We start from the raw sequence: 17,097 nt of genomic DNA on the forward strand, positions 1-17,097 counted from the left end.
TGGTGTATGGGTAATTACATCAAGCGTTGATAAAGGTCGCGGTATGACTGCGCCGCTACCTGCCAGCTAAAATCCATATTCATTGCCTGCCGCTGCACAAAACGCCACAGCGACGGGCGGGACCACAGCACGAAAGCACGCCGGATCGCGCGAAGCAGCGACCAGGCATTACTGTCTTCAAACACAAAACCGGTCGCCACACCGTCAGCCAGATTCTCGAGAGAAGTATCAGACACGGTGTCAGCCAGGCCACCGGTTCGCCGCACCAGCGGCAAGGTGCCATATTTCAGACCATAGAGCTGCGTTAAGCCGCAGGGCTCAAAGCGGCTCGGGACTAAAATCACGTCGGCACCGCCCATGATGCGGTGGGAAAATGCCTCGTGATAGCCAATCTGGACGCCGACCTGGCCGGGATGCTCGGCCGCCGCCGCCAGGAACCCTTCCTGCAGCACGGAATCCCCGGCGCCCAGCAGCGCCAGCTGCCCGCCCTGCTCCAGCAACCCCGGCAATGCCTCAAGCACCAGATCCAGCCCTTTTTGGTTGGTTAACCGACTGACCACCGCGAACAGCGGGACTTTGTCGTTCACCTTCAGCCCCATCGCTACCTGCAGCTGGCGTTTGTTTTCGGCTTTCTCCTCCAGCGAATCGCGGTTATACCGCGAGGCCAGCAGCAGGTCGCTTTCCGGGTTCCAGATCTTGTCGTCCACGCCGTTTAAAATGCCCGACAGGCGCCCTTCACGCTGGCGCTGGCGCAGCAGCCCTTCCATGCCATAGGCAAAATGCGGGTCGGTAATCTCCCGAGCATAGGTTGGGCTGACGGCGGTAATGTGGTCGGCATAGTAAAGCCCGGCCTTCAGGTACGAAATCTGGCCGTGGAATTCCAGCCCGTTCATATCGTAGACCCACCACGGCAAATCAATTTCACTTAAGTGATGAGCATAGAACATTCCCTGGTAGGCGAGGTTATGGACGGTAAATACCGACCTGGCTGGCCGCCCGCGAACCTCGAGATAGGCCGGCGTCAGCCCGGCGTGCCAGTCGTGGGCATGCACCACATCGGGATGCCAGAAAGGATCCAGGCCGCAGGCCATTTCCGCCCCAACCCAGCCAAGCAGCGCAAAGCGCAGTACGTTGTCCTGGTAAGCAAACTGGTTCGTGTCGTGGTATGGGCTGCCCGGGCGTTCATAAAGATGGGGGGCATCAATCAGGTAAATACCAACGCCGTTGTAGTGGCCGTAGAGCAGACGCATTGGGCCTGCGAACGTCTGTCGGTGGGCAACCACCTGAATATCTTCGATTCCTCGCCGCACATCAGGAAAGGCGGGCAGCAGAACGCGCGTATCAACGCCGCCGGCAATTTGTGCCGCAGGCAAAGCGCCCAGCACATCCGCAAGGCCGCCCGTTTTCAGCAAAGGAAACATCTCGGAACAGACATGTAAGACCTGCATTATCGCTCCCATATGGAAAGTCGCGGCGCTGTGTCTTAATCATCAGGCAACGCCGAACGATAAAATAACCGCGCACGGCATCACCGTGCGCAGGCCAATCTTCTACGCGTTTTAGCCCTGCAGCTTCGCCAGCATCTCACGCGTGACCAGTACAATGCCCTCTTCAGAGCGATAAAAACGGCGCGCATCCTCTTCGGCATTTTCGCCAACCACCATGCCTTCAGGGATCACGCAGGCGCGGTCGATAATGCAGCGGCGTAATCGGCAGGAGCGACCGACAATAACGTCCGGCAGCAGGACGGATGAATCGATGTTGCAGAACGAGTTGATACGCACGCGAGGAAACAGCACCGACTGCACAACGACTGAACCAGAAATAATGCAGCCGCCGGACACCAGCGAGTTCAGCGTCATGCCGTGACTGCCGGAGCGATCCTGAACGAATTTAGCGGGCGGCAGCGGCTCCATATGGGTGCGGATCGGCCAGGCCTGGTCATACATATCCAGTTCCGGCATCACCGAGGCCAGGTCAAGGTTGGCTTTCCAGTAGGCTTCCAGCGTGCCTACATCGCGCCAGTAAGGCTCGGCGTTAGGGTCGGACTGTACGCAGGAGAGCGGGAACGGGTGGGCGTAAGCTTCTCCCGCGCGAGTGATTTTCGGGATAATGTCTTTGCCAAAATCGTGGCTGGAGTTTTCATCCCGGTCATCTTCTTCCAGGAGCTTAAACAGGTAATCCGCATCAAAAACGTAGATGCCCATGCTGGCCAGAGACTTACTGCTGTCGTTGGGCATCGTCGGCGGGTTTTCCGGCTTCTCCACGAAATCGATAATTTTTTCGTCCGCATCCACCGCCATAACGCCAAACGCTGATGCTTCATGCACCGGCACCGGCATGCAGGCCACGGTGCAGCGTGCGCCCTTTTCGACGTGATCGATCAGCATGCGCGAGTAGTCCTGCTTGTAGATGTGGTCCCCGGCCAGGATGACCACATATTCGGCGTCGTAACGTCGAATAATGTCGAGGTTCTGGGTCACGGCGTCCGCCGTGCCGCGATACCAGTTTTCACCGTGTACGCGCTGCTGGGCGGGCAGCAAATCCACAAACTCGTTCATCTCTTCGCTGAAAAAAGACCAGCCGCGCTGAATATGCTGCACCAGGGTGTGCGATTGATATTGAGTAATCACCCCAATGCGGCGAATGCCGGAGTTAATGCAGTTGGATAGCGCAAAATCAATAATGCGGAACTTGCCGCCAAAGTGAACAGCAGGCTTGGCGCGGGTCGACGTGAGATCCTTCAGTCGAGTCCCGCGGCCACCGGCCAGAATTAACGCAACGGATTTGATGGGCAGCTGGCGGGCCAACATCAGCGGATCGTTTTTCTCAAACCTAACCATGACGAACTCCTTTTTCATGACTTGTGGAACACGCAAACTCCGTGCGCGGGACCATGCCATACAACCATCACGACCGGGTTGTCCTCTCCGGCAAACGGAGGAACAGCGTGCCATTCCCCCTCAGGTAGAACGATGTCCGCAACATCTTCGGTCGCGTTAATTGCGATAAGCCAGCGGTCGGACAGCTGGATTTGCAGGCGATGTACGCCGTTTTGCCACTCATCGACGTTCAGGGGTTGCGCGTCTTTATTCAGCCAACGGACGTTGCCATCACCCTCTTCCCACCAGCGGTTGGCGGTCAGCGCCGGGATCGCCTGTCGAAGCTGGAGGAGCGCCGCCGTAAAGGCCGTCAGGCCGTCATTGCCCTCAGCCCAGTCAAGCCAGGTCAGCACGTTGTCCTGGCAGTAGGCATTGTTGTTGCCGTGCTGGCTGTGGCCGTGTTCATCCCCGGCAAGCAGCATCGGTGTGCCCTGCGAGAGCAGCAGCGTGGTGAGCAGGGCATGCACGCTGTCGCGCCGCCGTTCCTTGGTAATCAAGCTGGCTTCAAGCCCTTCAAACCCATAGTTGTTACTAAAATTGCTGTTGGTGCCGTCGCGGTTATCTTCGCCGTTGGCTTCGTTATGCTTCTGGTTAAAACTCACGCAATCCCGCAGCGTAAAACCATCATGGGCGGTGATTAAATTAATGCTGGTGGAAGGCAGCCTTTCGCCGTGGCGATAAACGTCGCTCGAGCCAGCAAAGCGGCAGGCGAAGCCGCCCAAAGAGAGATCCTGCTGGAGCCAGAAGCGGCGCATCCCGTCCCTGAAATGATCGTTCCATTCGGCAAACAGCGGAGGGAAATTACCGACCTGATAACCGCCCTGGCCGATGTCCCAGGGCTCCGCAATCAGCTTCACCTGCGACAGGTGAGGATCGTTTTTGATTGCCTCAAACAGCGGGGCGTCATGCCGAAATTCGGGCGTGCGCCCCATTACCGAAGCCAAATCGAACCGGAAACCGTCCACGTGAAAACTGTCCACCCAGTAGCGCAGGCAGTCGATCATCAGGGCAACCACGCCCGGCGTGCTGAGATTCAGGGTGTTCCCGCAGCCGGTCCAGTTCTGGTAATCGCCATTGTCCATTAACCAATAATAGCTACGGTTGTCGATTCCGCTCAGCGACAGCGTTGGGCCGTCCTTGTCCAGCTCCGCGCTGTGGTTCAACACAATGTCGAGGATCACTTCTATACCGGCCTGATGCAGCGCTTTGATGGCGCCACGCAGCTCGTTGGCAGCGTTGTGGGGGTTCTGGTCTATCGCGTAGTAGCTTTCAACGGCATAGAAAGCGCGAGGGTTGTAACCCCAATAGTTACTCAGCCCAAGCTGGGAAATGCGTGGCTCGGTAACAAAATGCGCCACGGGCAGCAGCTCAAGCGCCGTGATGCCCAGGCGCTTGAAGTAGTCGATCATCACCGGATGCCCCAGCGCGGCATAAGTCCCACGCAGCTCTTCCGGGATGCCGGGGTGGAGCAACGTCAGCCCGCGAACATGAGCTTCATAGATAACCGTGTTGCCCCACGGCGTTCGGAGCGGCCAGTCGTCTTCCCAGTCAAATTTTTCTCTGACCACCACGCACTTCGCCATGTGCGGGGCGCTGTCTTCAAGGTTGGGCTCATCGTAGCCGCAGTGAAAATGCGGGTGATCTTCTGCCCCGCCGACGACCACGCGAGCACAGGGATCGAGCAGCAGCTTCGCCGGGTTGAAACGGTGGCCCTGCTCAGGTGCCCACGGGCCATGAACCCGGTAGCCGTACAGCTGCCCCGGCTTGCCATCCGGCAAATAGCCGTGCCAGATATCCCCGGAGCGCGCAGGCATGTCGTAGCGGCGCTCGTGGCCATGCTCGTCGAACAAGCACAGCTCGATCTTTTCCGCATGCACGGAATAGAGCGTGAAGTTAACGCCTTTGCCGTCGAAATACGCCCCAAAAGGAGCCGGACTGCCTTGGGTAAGCTGCGTCATGCGTCCCCCTCGCGGATCAACCAGAGCGTGGCCAGCGGCGGTAGCGTAATACACAGCGAATGGTCGCGACCGTGGCTTGGCACCGCCTCGCTACGCACCGTGCCGCTGTTACCGGCGTTGCTGCCGTGATAGTGCATGGAGTCGGTATTCAGCTCTTCGCGCCAGCGCCCTGGCTGGTTGATGCCGAAGCGATAGTGGTAACGCGGCACCGGCGTAAAGTTGCTGGCGACAATCACTTCATTGCCCTCGGCATCACGCCGCACGAAAATAAAGACTGAATTGGCCTTATCTTCCACCACCAGCCATTCAAAGCCGTAGCCGTCAAAATCCAGCTGATGCAAGGCCGCATGACGCCGATAGGTATGATTCAGGTCGCGTACGAGGCGCTGCACGCCGTGGTGCCAGTTATCGCCGCCCTGCAGCAGGTGCCAGTCGAGGCTGCTGTCGTGGTTCCACTCTCGCCCATGGGCAAATTCGTTGCCCATAAACAGCAGCTTTTTGCCTGGAAATGCCCACATCCAGCCGTAGTAGGCGCGAAGATTGGCAAACTTCTGCCAGGCATCCCCCGGCATACGATCAAGAATGGATTTTTTGCCGTGCACGACTTCATCGTGAGACAGCGGCAGCACAAAGTTTTCGGTGCCGTTGTACAGCATGCCGAAGGTCATTTTGTCGTGATGGTACTGGCGGTATACCGGGTCAAGCTTCATGTAATCGAGCGTGTCGTGCATCCAGCCCAGGTTCCACTTAAACCAGAACCCCAGGCCGCCCATACCTGGTGGGCGAGAGACACCGGCAAAATCGGTGGACTCTTCCGCCATGGTCACCGCCCCCGGGGTTTGCTCGCCGATGATGCGGTTAGTGCTACGCAAAAACGCAATCGCTTCCAGGTTCTCACGCCCGCCGTGCTCATTCGGCACCCATTGGCCGCTTTCCCGGCTATAGTCGCGATAAATCATCGACGCCACGGCATCCACACGCAGGCCGTCAATGCCAAACCGCTCAATCCAGTAGAGCGCGTTGCCCACCAGATAGTTGCTGACTTCCCGGCGGCCATAGTTGTAAATCAGCGTGTTCCAGTCCTGGTGGTAGCCCTCTTGCGGATTGCCGTGTTCATACAGCGCGGTGCCGTCGAACTTCGCCAGCCCGGCGTCATCCGTCGGGAAATGGCCCGGTACCCAGTCCAGCAGAACATTAAGCCCGGCTTCGTGGGCGGTTCTGATGAAATAGAGGAAGTCGTCGCGAGTACCGAAACGACGCGTCGGCGCGTAAAGCCCCTGCGGCTGATAGCCCCAGCTGCCGTCAAACGGATGCTCGTTAACCGGCAGCAGTTCAAGATGGGTAAAGCCCATCTCTTTGACGTAGGGAATGAGCTGATCCGCCAGTTCGCGGTAGCTGAGCCAGAAATTATTGTCGGTGTGGCGACGCCAGGAGCCGAGATGCACCTCATAGATGGAGATGGGTTGATCAAAACCGTTAGCTTTCTGCCGCTCGGGGCTGAGCGTGGTTTTCTCCGGCAGGCCGCAAATCAGCGAGGCCGTTTCCGGGCGCATTTGCGCTTCAAAAGCATAAGGATCGGCTTTAATACGCAGCCGCCCTTCGGCGTCCAGCAATTCAAATTTATAAAGCTGGCCGTTGTGCGCCCCGGGGATAAACAGCTCCCAAATGCCGCTTTCGCGCCGCAGCCGCATCGGATGGCGGCGGCCATCCCAATAGTTAAACTGCCCCACCACGGAAACGCGACGGGCGTTGGGGGCCCACAGCAAGAAACGCGTTCCGGTCACGCCGTCCATGGTATCTGCATGCGCACCCAGCGTTTCATAAGGGCGTAAATGCGTGCCTTCTGAGAGCAGCCAGCTATCCAGCTCCTGAGTCAAAGGACCAAAACGGTAGGGATCGTCGATCAGGTTTTCCTGGCCGTGCCAGACAACGGCAAGCTGGTAGCGAAAAGCATTTTTACGGCGAGGGATCAGCCCGCAGAAGAAGCCGCGGGAATCGAGGCAGTCGAGCTGGGCGACTTTACGCCCTGTTTTAGGCTCAATAACCCACACTTCGGTGGCGTCAGGCAGGAGTGCCCGAACTTCAAGCCCGGCGTCGGTTTGGTGCATTCCCAGCAGGGAAAACGGATCGGCAAAATGACCCGCAATTAGCGCATTAATCACGTCTCTTTCCGGCAGAACAGACATGGCATTTTCCTTTTTTATGTGTCACCGATGACCCGCCCTACGCCTGCGTGCGGATACGACACTTATCATTGACCCCGACGAACGGCGCGCAACTCCTGTAAGCCAGTTCGCCCAATACTCGCCAAAACGCTTGCGCGTGCTGACTTAAGCATAGCCAACGCTTTATTAACTCCTCGTGAAATTAATTAATGAATTCCGTTGTACCTTAAATTACGGGCAAAAAAAGAGGGGCCACAAAGCCCCTCAGGTAAATAAGTGTAATTATGCGAGTGACCGCAGCATTCTGCGGAGCGGTTCGGCGGCGCCCCACAGCAGCTGGTCGCCGACGGTGAAGGCGGAAAGGTACTCCGGCCCCATGTTCAGCTTGCGCAGACGGCCAACCGGCGTCGACAGCGTGCCGGTTACCGCGGCAGGCGTCAGTTCACGCATGGTGATATCGCGGTCGTTTGGCACCACTTTCGCCCACGGGTTGTGCGCGGCCAGCAGCTCTTCCACGGTAGGAATAGACACGTCTTTTTTCAGCTTGATGGTGAATGCCTGGCTGTGGCAGCGCAGCGCGCCAACGCGCACGCACAGACCGTCAACCGGGATAACAGCAGAGGTCGCAAGAATTTTGTTGGTCTCGGCCTGGCCTTTCCACTCTTCACGGCTCTGGCCGTTGTCGAGCTGCTTGTCGATCCACGGGATCAGGCTCCCGGCCAGCGGCACGCCGAAGTTATCCACCGGCAGTTTGCCGCTGCGGCCAAGTTCGGTGACCTTACGTTCGATATCAAGAATAGCGGAAGCCGGATTTGCCAGTTCGGTAGAGACTTCGCCGTACAGCTGGCCCATTTGGTTCAGTAGCTCGCGCATATGACGCGCGCCGCCGCCGGATGCCGCCTGGTAAGTCGCCACGGAAACCCAGTCAACCAGGTCGTTGGCAAACAGGCCGCCGAGGGACATCAGCATCAGGCTGACGGTGCAGTTACCGCCGACGAAGGTTTTCACACCTTTGTTCAGGCCTTCCTGAATAACGTGCTGGTTTACCGGGTCGAGGATAATAATCGCGTCATCTTTCATGCGTAGAGAAGAAGCTGCGTCGATCCAGTAACCCTGCCAGCCGCTTTCACGGAGCTTTGGATAGATTTCGTTGGTATAATCGCCGCCCTGGCAGGTCACGATGATATCCAGCGCCTTCAGCGCTTCCAGATCAAATGCGTCCTGCAGTGTACCGCCGGTGGTGCCGGCAAACATAGGGGCTGCCTGCCCAAGCTGGGAAGTGGAGAAGAAAACCGGACGAATGGCGTCAAAATCGCGCTCTTCCACCATGCGTTGCATGAGTACAGAGCCGACCATACCGCGCCAGCCAATAAAACCAACATTTTTCATAGCGACTTAATCCTGCAGAGATGATTGCGTGTGTAAGCGCTGGCCGTGGGCCAGAACATCACTCCACCTTACAAAATGCAGCCAAAGTCGCAAGTGAAATTAATCAATGATATCCACCGAGTCAGAAACAAAGCTTATTACCAGAAACAACTTGCCAGATTTTGGGGAAAACAGATGACTGAAATCATATCCGCCGCGGTACTCCTGATCCTGATTATGGACCCGCTGGGTAACCTGCCGATCTTTATGTCGGTCCTAAAACACACGGAGCCAAAGCGCCGCCGGGCCATTATGATCCGCGAACTGCTTATTGCTCTGCTGCTGATGCTTATCTTCCTGTTTGCCGGAGAAAAAATTCTTGGCTTCCTGAATTTACGCGCTGAAACCGTGTCGATTTCAGGCGGCATCATTCTGTTCCTGATTGCCATTAAGATGATTTTCCCAGGCCAGGAAGGCAGTTCATCCGGCCTGCCTGCGGGTGAAGAACCGTTTATCGTACCGCTGGCGATTCCTCTGGTTGCTGGCCCTTCTTTGCTGGCGACGCTGATGCTGCTTTCGCACCAGTATCCAAATCAGATGGGGCATTTAGTGGCCGCGCTGATGCTGGCCTGGGGCGGTACCGTGGCAATTCTGCTGCAGTCTTCCCTGTTCCTGCGCCTGTTGGGTGAGAAAGGGGTTAACGCCCTGGAGCGTCTGATGGGGCTGGTGCTGGTGATGATTTCCACCCAGATGTTCCTGGACGGCATCCGCGCCTGGATGCGGGGGTAGGACATCCCTCCCTCTGGGAGAAAGTCTGTTCAGGAGTAATAAAAAAGGCAGCCTCCGAAGAGCGCTGCCTTTTTGCTGGTCAGGATACTTTAACTCAGCAGGCTGAACGCAATCATCCCGACAATCGCCCCGGTGGTGCCGAGAATGGTTTCCATCATCGTCCAGGTTTTCAGCGTCTGCGCTTCGGTTGCGCCGGTAAACTTACCGAACAGCCAGAAGCCAGCGTCGTTCACGTGGCTCACCACAATAGAACCGCCGGCGATACAAATCGACAGAGCCGCCATTTGAGCGCCGTTATAATTCAGCTGCTCGATAACCGGCATCACCAGGCCAACCGCCGTCAGACAGGCCACGGTAGCGGAACCCTGAATGATACGCACCGCCGCCGCCAGCACGAAGCAGGTAATCGCGATAGGCAGGCCCATTCCGGTCAGCGCTTCGCCCAGTGCCGGGCCCACGCCGGAGTCAACCAGCACCTGTTTGAACACGCCACCGGCACCGATAACCAGCAGGATAATGCCCGCCGGCTGCAGCGCCTGGCCGCAAATCGCCATCACTTTTTCTTTATCCATGCCCTGACGATACGCCAGGCCATAAATAGCCACCAGACAGGCGACCAGAATCGCAGTAAACGGATGGCCGATGAATTCGAGCCATTCGTACAGCGAAGAACCCGGCGCGGTAAAGCGAGCAGCGATAGTTTTCAGGCCAACCAGCACCAGCGGCAGCAGGATCAGCGACAGGCTGAAACCGAAGGACGGCAGCTTGCCTTCACCCAGATGCGGCTCGGAAATGTCTTCCGGAATTTCCAGCGAAACAAATTTGCTGATGAAGTTCCCGAACAGCGGCCCGGCGATAATCATGCCCGGGATCGCGGCGCACAGGCCAATCAGGATCATCCAGCCAAAGTCAGCGTGCATCTGTGAGGCCAGCAGCATCGGCGCAGGCCCCGGCAACAGGAACGCCGCAGCGGCAGCGACGCCAGCAAACAACGGAATCACCAGTTTCACCAGGTTCGTCCCGGTGTGGCGCGCCATTGAAAATGCCACGCTAATTAGCAGCACGATAGCCACTTCAAAGAACAGCGGCAGCGCGCAAATCAGGCCAGCCAGGCCAATCGCATAGTGCGCACGGCTGTGGCCGAAGGATTTCAGCATTTTGACGGCAATCTGATCCACCGCGCCGGTTTCATGCAGGATTTTACCGAACATGGCACCCAGGGCGACCACAATCGCCAGGAAGCCCAGCGTCCCGCCCATGCCTTTCTGCATGGTGTCGGCAATTTTGTCGAGCGGCATGCCGGAGAAAAGCCCGGCACCAATAGAAACCACCATCAAAGCCACGAAGGCGTGCATACGCGCCTTCATCACTAAAAACAGCAGGAGCAGCACGGAGCCGACCGCGGTTAAAACAAGCGTTAATGTACTCACTCTGCGCTGCCTTGGTTGATCAATGCGAGGGTGCTGGCGACGACGCCGTCCAGCGGCTGGTCGATATCGACGATCAGCACGTCTTTTTCATCCGCCTGCGGTTCTTGCAGGGTTTCGAATTGGGTCACCAGCATCTGGGTTTTAAAGAAGTGGCCTTTCCGCGCCTTCAGGCGGTTTTCGATCACTTCAAAATCACCTTTCATATAGATGAAGGAGAGGTTCGGGTTACCGTCACGCAGCAGGTCGCGATAGTGCTTTTTCAGCGCCGAGCAGACGATCAGCGAAACCTTGTTGGTGCGCTGCATCGCAAACGCGGCATCGTTCAACGCTTTCAGCCACGGGGTACGGTCGTCGTCGTTCAGCGGCTCGCCGGAGGCCATTTTCAGGATGTTGCTGCGGGGGTGCAGGAAGTCGCCGTCAAGAAACGCGGCGTTCAGCTGATGGGCAACTTCGCTGGCAACGGCGGATTTACCGCTGCCGGAGACGCCCATCAGGACGTAAATGTGGTGGTCGTGGTTAGTAGTGCTCATGATGGCTCCGACTCTGACACAAAGCAATGCGCCTGGTTTTGTTACGGGTAACTGTTACCGATAACATTTTCCGGTCTGGCTGAGCAATAAGCAATAACCATTAGCTTGCAAAGTGTATAAGTGTGAGCCACATCAAATAAAAAAATTTGGCCTAGATCGAGCCACCCGGCGACAACGTAAAACCTAAATCCAGCATTTTCGGGGTAATGATTTCACCGCGAATACGCGCCAGCAAACGCTCTGCGCCGATACGCCCCATGCGCTCTCGCGGGGTCAGCACGCTCGCCAGACGCGGCTCCATTACCTGCCCAATATCATGGCCGTGGAAACCGGCAATCGCCATATCTTCCGGGATACGCAGCCCCTGGCGCTGGCATTCAAAGGCCGCACCAATCGCTAAGTCATCGTTGGTGCAGAAGATGCTGTCGAGCTGCGGATATTCGCGTTTTGCCTGGCGCAGCAGTTCAATGCCGGTGGAATAAGACGAGGAGTTTTCAATCATCACGCTGTACGGCGTCAGCCCGGCGTCGAGCATCGCCTGCTCGTAGCCTTTTTGCTTGATGAGGGTACGTTCATCGAGGCGCGCTCCCAGGTAAGCCACGTGTTTATGACCACGGGCAATAATGCTGGCCGTCATTTGACGAGCCGCCTCGAAGTTATCAAAACCTACGGCGATATCCAGGCAAGGAGAAACGCTGTCCATCAGCTCCACCACCGGAATACCGGCAACTTCAATCATTTTCAGCGTTCTGGGCGTGTGGTTGCGCTCGGTCAGGATCAGGCCGTCGATATTCCAGGACAGCATGGATTCCAGACGCTCCTGCTCCAGTTCCGGCTTATAGCCGTAGTGAGCCAGCATAGTCTGGTAACCGTGGGCATCAATGACGTTTTCAATGCCGCGCAGCACTTCGGCGAACACCTGGTTGGTCAGGGAAGGCAGCAGGACGCCAATGGCCCGGCTGGTTGAATTAGAAAGGATATCCGGCGCACGGTTCGGGATATAGCCCAGTTCATCTAACGCGGCGGCAATTTTAACCTGCAGCGCGGCAGACACCTGATCCGGGTTGCGTAAAAAACGGCTGACCGTCATTTTGGTCACCCCAACGCGATCTGCAACATCCTGTAGTACCGGTCTTTTCTTTTTCATTGTCCTGCGCGACTTGTGAGTTTCGACAGCCGAGTTTAGCACGGACAAAAGAAAACCCGCCCCTTTTTCAGGGGCAGGCTGTGACGGGTAACGTTATACCGGTGGCAGGTCGAACAGCAGGATCTCGCTCGCTTCGTTGGCGTGAACGGAAATCGCCTGTTCATTCCAGACCGCGATCGCGTCGCTGGTTTTTGCCTGCGTACCGTTAATGGACACATCGCCTTTAACGACCTGGATCCAGACGCGGCGGTCGGCCGGAATTTGATAAACCGACTGTTCGTCTTTGGCCAGCGCCCAGCGGGACAGTTCCATATCCTGGTAAACCTTCAGCGATCCGTCGCGTGCATCCGGGGAAAGCACCAGCTGGCGCCCCTGAGGCGCATCAAAACGGCGCTGATCGTAGCGCGGCGTAATCCCGGTTTTTTCTGGAATGATCCAAATCTGGTACAGGCGCAGCGGTTCGGTCTGGCTGGCGTTGTACTCAGAGTGACGGATCCCGGTCCCGGCGCTCATGATCTGGAACTCACCCGCAGGCACGCGTTCTTTATTGCCCATGCTGTCCTGGTGCTCAACCGCGCCTTCCATCACATAGGTCAGGATTTCCATGTCTTTGTGCGGATGGGTCCCAAAACCCTGCCCCGCATCGATCACGTCTTCGTTAATGACCCGCAGCGCCGAGAAGCCCATAAAGTTGGCGTCATAATAGTCGGCAAAAGAGAAGGTATGCCAGCTGTCCAGCCAGCCGTGGTTCGCATGGCCGCGGTCCTGTGCTTTTCTTAAGTAGATCATGGTATGTCCTCCGCAATTCGTTTGATGGGATAAGTGTGGACCCATTTCGCGGAGGATCATAGAGGGTGAAAATTGACTCCTCTGTTCAAAAAAAGTGAACGAGTTGGAGGAGTCAAAAAGTTATCAGGCAAGGCTTACTGTCGCAGGAGAAGGCTGTTCAAAACCGCGCTCGAGGATTTCCAGGTTGGTGAGAACTTCAATTTCTCTGACGTAATTAGGCTTGCCGCCGATCAGCGTGTCGTACAGCGCATCATAGACGCGGCCATAGTCGCCCACTTCCGGTTTCCACTCCTCGCGCACCGTTTCCCCGGCTTCGTTAACATACTCCAGTGTCGCTACGCTGCTGTCGGCCCCGAACCCTTGCTCACCCGGCATGATGTACGCTTTGAGGCTGGTTTCCTGCTGATCGATGCCGTACTTCACGAACGAGCCTTTGGTACCGTGCACGATAAATTTCGGGTAATCGATTTTCACCAGATGGCTGGTTTTCACGATCGCTTTCAGGTCGCCGTAGAACAGCTGGGCTTCAAAGGTATCGTCCGGATTAGCTTTGTTACGCAGGCTGCGGATGTCATAGGCGACATGGTCCGGGCGACCAAACAGGGAGATGATTTGGTCCATGGTGTGCACGCCCAGGCCGTAGAAAGCGCCGTCCGCCGGTTTACCAGGATTCGCAGGCGCATCCGGGCGATACATATCGAAGTGGCTTTCAATTTCCACAATCTTGCCGAGCTTGCCGCTCTCGATGGCTTTTTTCATCGTCAGGAAGCAGGCGTCAAAGCGACGGTTCTGGTAAGGCGTCACGACCAGGCCCTTCTCTTTTGCCAGCGCAAACAGCTCGCGCGCTTCGGCAAGCGTCGGGGTGAAAGGTTTTTCCACGAGCACGTTTTTACCCGCTTCGAGCGCTTTTTTCGCGTACTCAAAATGGCTGTCAACGTGGGTGCAAATCACCACCAGTTTGACCAACGGGTCATTGAGAATGTCAGCGAGCTGGCTGGTGAAGTGAATGCCCGCGTACTGCGGCTGTTGTTCCAGTTCCGGCTTTTCGCTACGGCGGAAGATATGGGCCACGTTGAGTTTGTCTTTACGAACCAGAACGAACGGCAGGTGATAGCGGGTGGTACTTTTACCAAAGCCGATGAAGGCACAGTGCAGAGTCATTTCATTGTCCTTTTTGATTTGAGCTGCCTGTACCTTACTGCATTTTTCACCCACGTTTTATTAAAACCGGACAAAGGTTTGCCCAAAGGAGTTGGCGCTGTAGCAAGGCGGTAAGGCGGTAAGGCGGTAAGGGAAGGTATCCCGATGAGCTTACTTCGGTAAGTGATTCGGGCAACTGAGCGCAGCCAACGCGGCTACGGGTTCAAATAAGAAAGGCAAAAAAAAAGCCAGCACCCGGCTGGCTAAAGTAATACTGGAAGCAATGTGAGCAATGTCGTGCTTTCAGGATGTCTCCGTAGGGGTCTCCCCTGAACGCATGGCAATAATAATCATTATCATTCGCACTTGTAAAGCGTTTTTTGAAAAAAATAGCGTTGACTTATTGTTCAAAGTCAATGATGTTTAAAAGGTTTTCTATAACTCATTGAGGAGAAAAGGATGAAATCAGTTGTTGTGCGTCACGCCGAACCTGGCGATGCGGAAGCTTTACAGAAAATGTATGCCCATCCGGCGCTTTACCGCGACACGCTGCAGCTACCTCATCCTCCTCTAAAAGCCTGGCTGGACCGAATTACCGACCCCAGACCGGGGAGCCGACATCTGGTGGCATGCATCGACGATGAGATTGTGGGGCAGCTAACGGTCACGGTGGAACAGTCCCCACGCCGCAGCCACGTCGCCACTTTCGGCATGGGCGTGCATTACGATCATCAGGGAAAAGGCATCGCTTCGGCTTTGCTTAAGGAAATGGTTGGCCTGTGCGATAAGTGGCTGCGCATCGAGCGCATCGAGCTGACGGTGTATACCGATAACGCGGCTGCGCTGGCGGTGTACCGCAAGTTTGGCTTCGAGGTGGAAGGCACCGGGAAGCGCTTTGCGCTGCGCGACGGCGAGTATGTGGATGCCTATTTTATGGCGCGTTTTAAGCCGGAGTGATTTTTACCCTCACCCCGACCCTCTCCCTAAAAGAGAGAGGGGGAAAACAAGCGTGTTTCTTGCAGCCCTCTCGGTGAGGGGGCAATCAATACCCCGCGGTTAAATCATCCACCGAACGTGGATCAGACGCGCCATACAGCTTGCCGTCCGGCGCAATCATAATACTTTGCGTGCTGCCCATCGCAGCCTTCACCTGGACGTTTTGCCCCTTCTCTTTCAGCAACCTCAGCGTATCCGGGCTAAAGCCCTTCTCCACCCGCAGTTCGTCCGGCAGCCACTGGTGATGGAAGCGCGGCGCGTTGGTCGCTTCTGCCACGTTCATGCCAAAATCGATGCTGTTGACCACCATTTGCAGCACGGTGGTGATAATTCGGCTCCCGCCTGGGCTGCCCGTGACCAGCCAGGTTTTCCCGTCCTTCACCACGATAGTTGGCGACATAGAAGATAGCGGGCGCTTGTGCGGCCCCACGGCGTTGGCTTCCCCACCGACCAGACCGTACACGTTCGGCACGCCCGGTTTAGCGGAGAAATCATCCATCTGGTTGTTCATCAGAATGCCGGTATTCCCGGCCACGATCCCGGTGCCGAAGGTAGTATTCAGCGTATAAGTCACCGCCACGGCGTTACCGTCTTTATCCACCACGGAGAAATGTGTGGTCTGGTTACTTTCATACGGGGCCAGGTTACCCGGCTTGATTTCGCTCGACGGGCGAGCCTTGTTGATATCAATTTTCTCCGCCAGCGATTTCGCATAAGCCTTGCTGGTCAGCGCCTGCCACGGCACCTTCACAAAGTCCGGATCGCCGAGGTATTCAGAGCGGTCGGCGTAGGCGTATTTTTCCGCCTCGGCCATGATTTGCAGGGCGTCCGCGCTGCCAAAGCCGTATTTCGCCAGATCGAAGTTTTCGAGAATATTGAGGATCTGCACGATGTGGATCCCGCCGGAAGACGGCGGCGGCATGGAATAGACTTCGTAGCCACGGTATTCCCCGCTGACGGGCTGACGCTCAATGGCTTTGTAATTGGCCAAATCCGCCTTGCTTATCAGCCCGCCGTTCTTCGCCATCTCTTCGCTAATCTGGTCAGCAATCACCCCCTTGTAGAAGGCATCTGGCCCCTGCTCGGCAATCATCTCCAGGCTTTTCGCCAGGTTGGCCTGCACCAGCCTGTCACCTTTCTGCAGCGGCTCTCCGTCCGCTTTCCAGAAGATAGCCTTGCTGTTGGCGTGATTCGGGATCACTTCCGCCCCGTACTGTTTCAGGTCGTCCGCCAGCGCATCGTTCACAATGATGCCGTCTCGTGCCAGTTTGATAGCCGGTTGCACAACTTTATTCAGCGGCATGGTGCCGTACTTTTCCAGCGCCAGGCTAAAGCCTGCCACTGTACCCGGGGTGCCGGAAGCCAGGTGCGAGGTCAGCGACTTCTTGCTGTCCGCATTGCCTTTATCATCGAGGAACATATCCCGGCTGGCTTTTTCCGGCGCCATTTCCCGGAAGTCTATCGCGGTTGTTTTGCCGTCTTTAGTGCGCAGCATCATAAAACCACCGCCGCCGATATTGCCCGCCTGCGGGTGCGTGACCGCAAGGGCATAACCCACGGCGACCGCGGCATCTACCGCATTACCGCCCTGCTTTAAAATATCGACGCCCACCTGAGTCGCCGCTGCGTCCACCGAAGCCACCATACCGTGCTTCGCGCGCACCGGATGGTAAACGTCCATTTCCACGCCATAAGAGACCGGCGGAGGAGCGGCTATAACCGTCAAACACAGCCCGATTGTCAGGGCTGGAATCGCTACCCAGCGTAAAATTTTCCACTGCTTTATCATCGTTATATCCTCATTTACCCGGGGAAAGTCCCCGCTTAAGCCTGGTTCACAAATCCGAAATAATCACCGTGATAAAGGAAACGGAGTAAACTTAAGCAACCCCTGATGGGAGGA

Annotated in this window: 13 protein-coding genes; 2 read left to right on the forward strand and 11 right to left on the reverse strand. The window is 56.6% G+C overall.

Annotated elements, in window-relative coordinates:
* Positions 1 to 14: 14 nt before the first annotated feature.
* The 5 genes from glgA to asd all read right to left on the reverse strand — a co-directional run bounded on the left by glgA (position 15) and on the right by asd (position 8,394).
* On the reverse strand, positions 15 to 1,448 hold the full coding sequence (gene glgA / locus A936_RS11435) for a glycogen synthase GlgA (protein WP_008457900.1): 1,434 nt from the start codon (positions 1,446 to 1,448) through the stop codon (positions 15 to 17).
* Positions 1,449 to 1,559: 111 nt separating this feature from the next.
* Positions 1,560 to 2,843, reverse strand: a complete 1,284-nt coding sequence (glgC, locus tag A936_RS11440; protein ID WP_008457902.1) for a glucose-1-phosphate adenylyltransferase — start codon at positions 2,841 to 2,843, stop codon at positions 1,560 to 1,562.
* 14 nt (positions 2,844 to 2,857) lie between these two features.
* Positions 2,858 to 4,840, reverse strand: coding sequence for a glycogen debranching protein GlgX (gene glgX, locus A936_RS11445; protein WP_008457903.1), 1,983 nt, complete (start codon positions 4,838 to 4,840; stop codon positions 2,858 to 2,860).
* On the reverse strand, positions 4,837 to 7,026 hold the full coding sequence (glgB, locus tag A936_RS11450; protein WP_008457905.1) for a 1,4-alpha-glucan branching enzyme: 2,190 nt from the start codon (positions 7,024 to 7,026) through the stop codon (positions 4,837 to 4,839). Before glgB ends, glgX begins: the two co-directional genes overlap by 4 nt.
* A gap of 261 nt (positions 7,027 to 7,287) precedes the next feature.
* Positions 7,288 to 8,394, reverse strand: coding sequence for an aspartate-semialdehyde dehydrogenase (asd, locus tag A936_RS11455; protein ID WP_008457907.1), 1,107 nt, complete (start codon positions 8,392 to 8,394; stop codon positions 7,288 to 7,290).
* A gap of 174 nt (positions 8,395 to 8,568) precedes the next feature.
* On the opposite strand from asd, the gene A936_RS11460 reads away from it, so the two are divergent.
* On the forward strand, positions 8,569 to 9,162 hold the full coding sequence (locus A936_RS11460; protein ID WP_008457909.1) for a YhgN family NAAT transporter: 594 nt from the start codon (positions 8,569 to 8,571) through the stop codon (positions 9,160 to 9,162).
* An 89-nt stretch (positions 9,163 to 9,251) separates the two neighbouring features.
* Here the strand turns inward: A936_RS11460 and gntU are convergent, their stop codons facing one another.
* The 5 genes from gntU to A936_RS11485 form a co-directional block, all read right to left on the reverse strand.
* Positions 9,252 to 10,592 (reverse strand): gluconate transporter, encoded by a 1,341-nt coding sequence (gntU, locus tag A936_RS11465; protein ID WP_008457911.1) that lies wholly within the window; start codon positions 10,590 to 10,592, stop codon positions 9,252 to 9,254.
* Positions 10,589 to 11,122, reverse strand: coding sequence for a gluconokinase (gntK, locus tag A936_RS11470; protein WP_008457913.1), 534 nt, complete (start codon positions 11,120 to 11,122; stop codon positions 10,589 to 10,591). Before gntK ends, gntU begins: the two co-directional genes overlap by 4 nt.
* Before the next feature lie 151 nt (positions 11,123 to 11,273).
* Positions 11,274 to 12,269: a gluconate operon transcriptional repressor GntR gene (gene gntR, locus A936_RS11475; protein WP_008457915.1), complete on the reverse strand. Its 996-nt coding sequence runs from the start codon at positions 12,267 to 12,269 to the stop codon at positions 11,274 to 11,276.
* Positions 12,270 to 12,362: 93 nt separating this feature from the next.
* On the reverse strand, positions 12,363 to 13,058 hold the full coding sequence (locus A936_RS11480) for a pirin family protein (RefSeq protein WP_008457918.1): 696 nt from the start codon (positions 13,056 to 13,058) through the stop codon (positions 12,363 to 12,365).
* 123 nt (positions 13,059 to 13,181) lie between these two features.
* The gene (locus A936_RS11485) at positions 13,182 to 14,219 is read right to left on the reverse strand and encodes an oxidoreductase (protein WP_008457921.1); all 1,038 of its coding nucleotides are present in this window, start codon (positions 14,217 to 14,219) and stop codon (positions 13,182 to 13,184) included.
* Positions 14,220 to 14,657: 438 nt separating this feature from the next.
* Between A936_RS11485 and A936_RS11490 the strand changes: the two genes are divergently transcribed.
* Positions 14,658 to 15,155 (forward strand): GNAT family N-acetyltransferase, encoded by a 498-nt coding sequence (locus tag A936_RS11490; protein WP_008457923.1) that lies wholly within the window; start codon positions 14,658 to 14,660, stop codon positions 15,153 to 15,155.
* Positions 15,156 to 15,240: 85 nt separating this feature from the next.
* On the opposite strand, the gene ggt is transcribed toward A936_RS11490, so the two are convergent.
* The gene (gene ggt, locus A936_RS11495) at positions 15,241 to 16,983 is read right to left on the reverse strand and encodes a gamma-glutamyltransferase (RefSeq protein ID WP_008457925.1); all 1,743 of its coding nucleotides are present in this window, start codon (positions 16,981 to 16,983) and stop codon (positions 15,241 to 15,243) included.
* Between the last annotated feature and the right edge of the window lie 114 nt (positions 16,984 to 17,097).

Source organism: Enterobacter sp. Ag1, from assembly GCA_000277545.1.
Classification (GTDB): domain Bacteria; phylum Pseudomonadota; class Gammaproteobacteria; order Enterobacterales; family Enterobacteriaceae; genus Cedecea.

Bases quoted from the DNA above. Each gene is read 5' to 3' on its own strand.
- asd (WP_008457907.1), bottom strand. From the start codon at position 8,394: ATGAAAAATGTTGGTTTTATTGGCTGGCGCGGTATGGTCGGCTCTGTA.
- A936_RS11490 (WP_008457923.1), top strand. From the start codon at position 14,658: ATGAAATCAGTTGTTGTGCGTCACGCCGAACCTGGCGATGCGGAAGCT.
- glgB (WP_008457905.1), bottom strand. From the start codon at position 7,026: ATGTCTGTTCTGCCGGAAAGAGACGTGATTAATGCGCTAATTGCGGGT.
- gntK (WP_008457913.1), bottom strand. From the start codon at position 11,122: ATGAGCACTACTAACCACGACCACCACATTTACGTCCTGATGGGCGTC.
- glgC (WP_008457902.1), bottom strand. From the start codon at position 2,843: ATGGTTAGGTTTGAGAAAAACGATCCGCTGATGTTGGCCCGCCAGCTG.
- glgX (WP_008457903.1), bottom strand. From the start codon at position 4,840: ATGACGCAGCTTACCCAAGGCAGTCCGGCTCCTTTTGGGGCGTATTTC.
- ggt (WP_008457925.1), bottom strand. From the start codon at position 16,983: ATGATAAAGCAGTGGAAAATTTTACGCTGGGTAGCGATTCCAGCCCTG.
- A936_RS11480 (WP_008457918.1), bottom strand. From the start codon at position 13,058: ATGATCTACTTAAGAAAAGCACAGGACCGCGGCCATGCGAACCACGGC.
- A936_RS11460 (WP_008457909.1), top strand. From the start codon at position 8,569: ATGACTGAAATCATATCCGCCGCGGTACTCCTGATCCTGATTATGGAC.
- A936_RS11485 (WP_008457921.1), bottom strand. From the start codon at position 14,219: ATGACTCTGCACTGTGCCTTCATCGGCTTTGGTAAAAGTACCACCCGC.
- gntR (WP_008457915.1), bottom strand. From the start codon at position 12,269: ATGAAAAAGAAAAGACCGGTACTACAGGATGTTGCAGATCGCGTTGGG.
- glgA (WP_008457900.1), bottom strand. From the start codon at position 1,448: ATGCAGGTCTTACATGTCTGTTCCGAGATGTTTCCTTTGCTGAAAACG.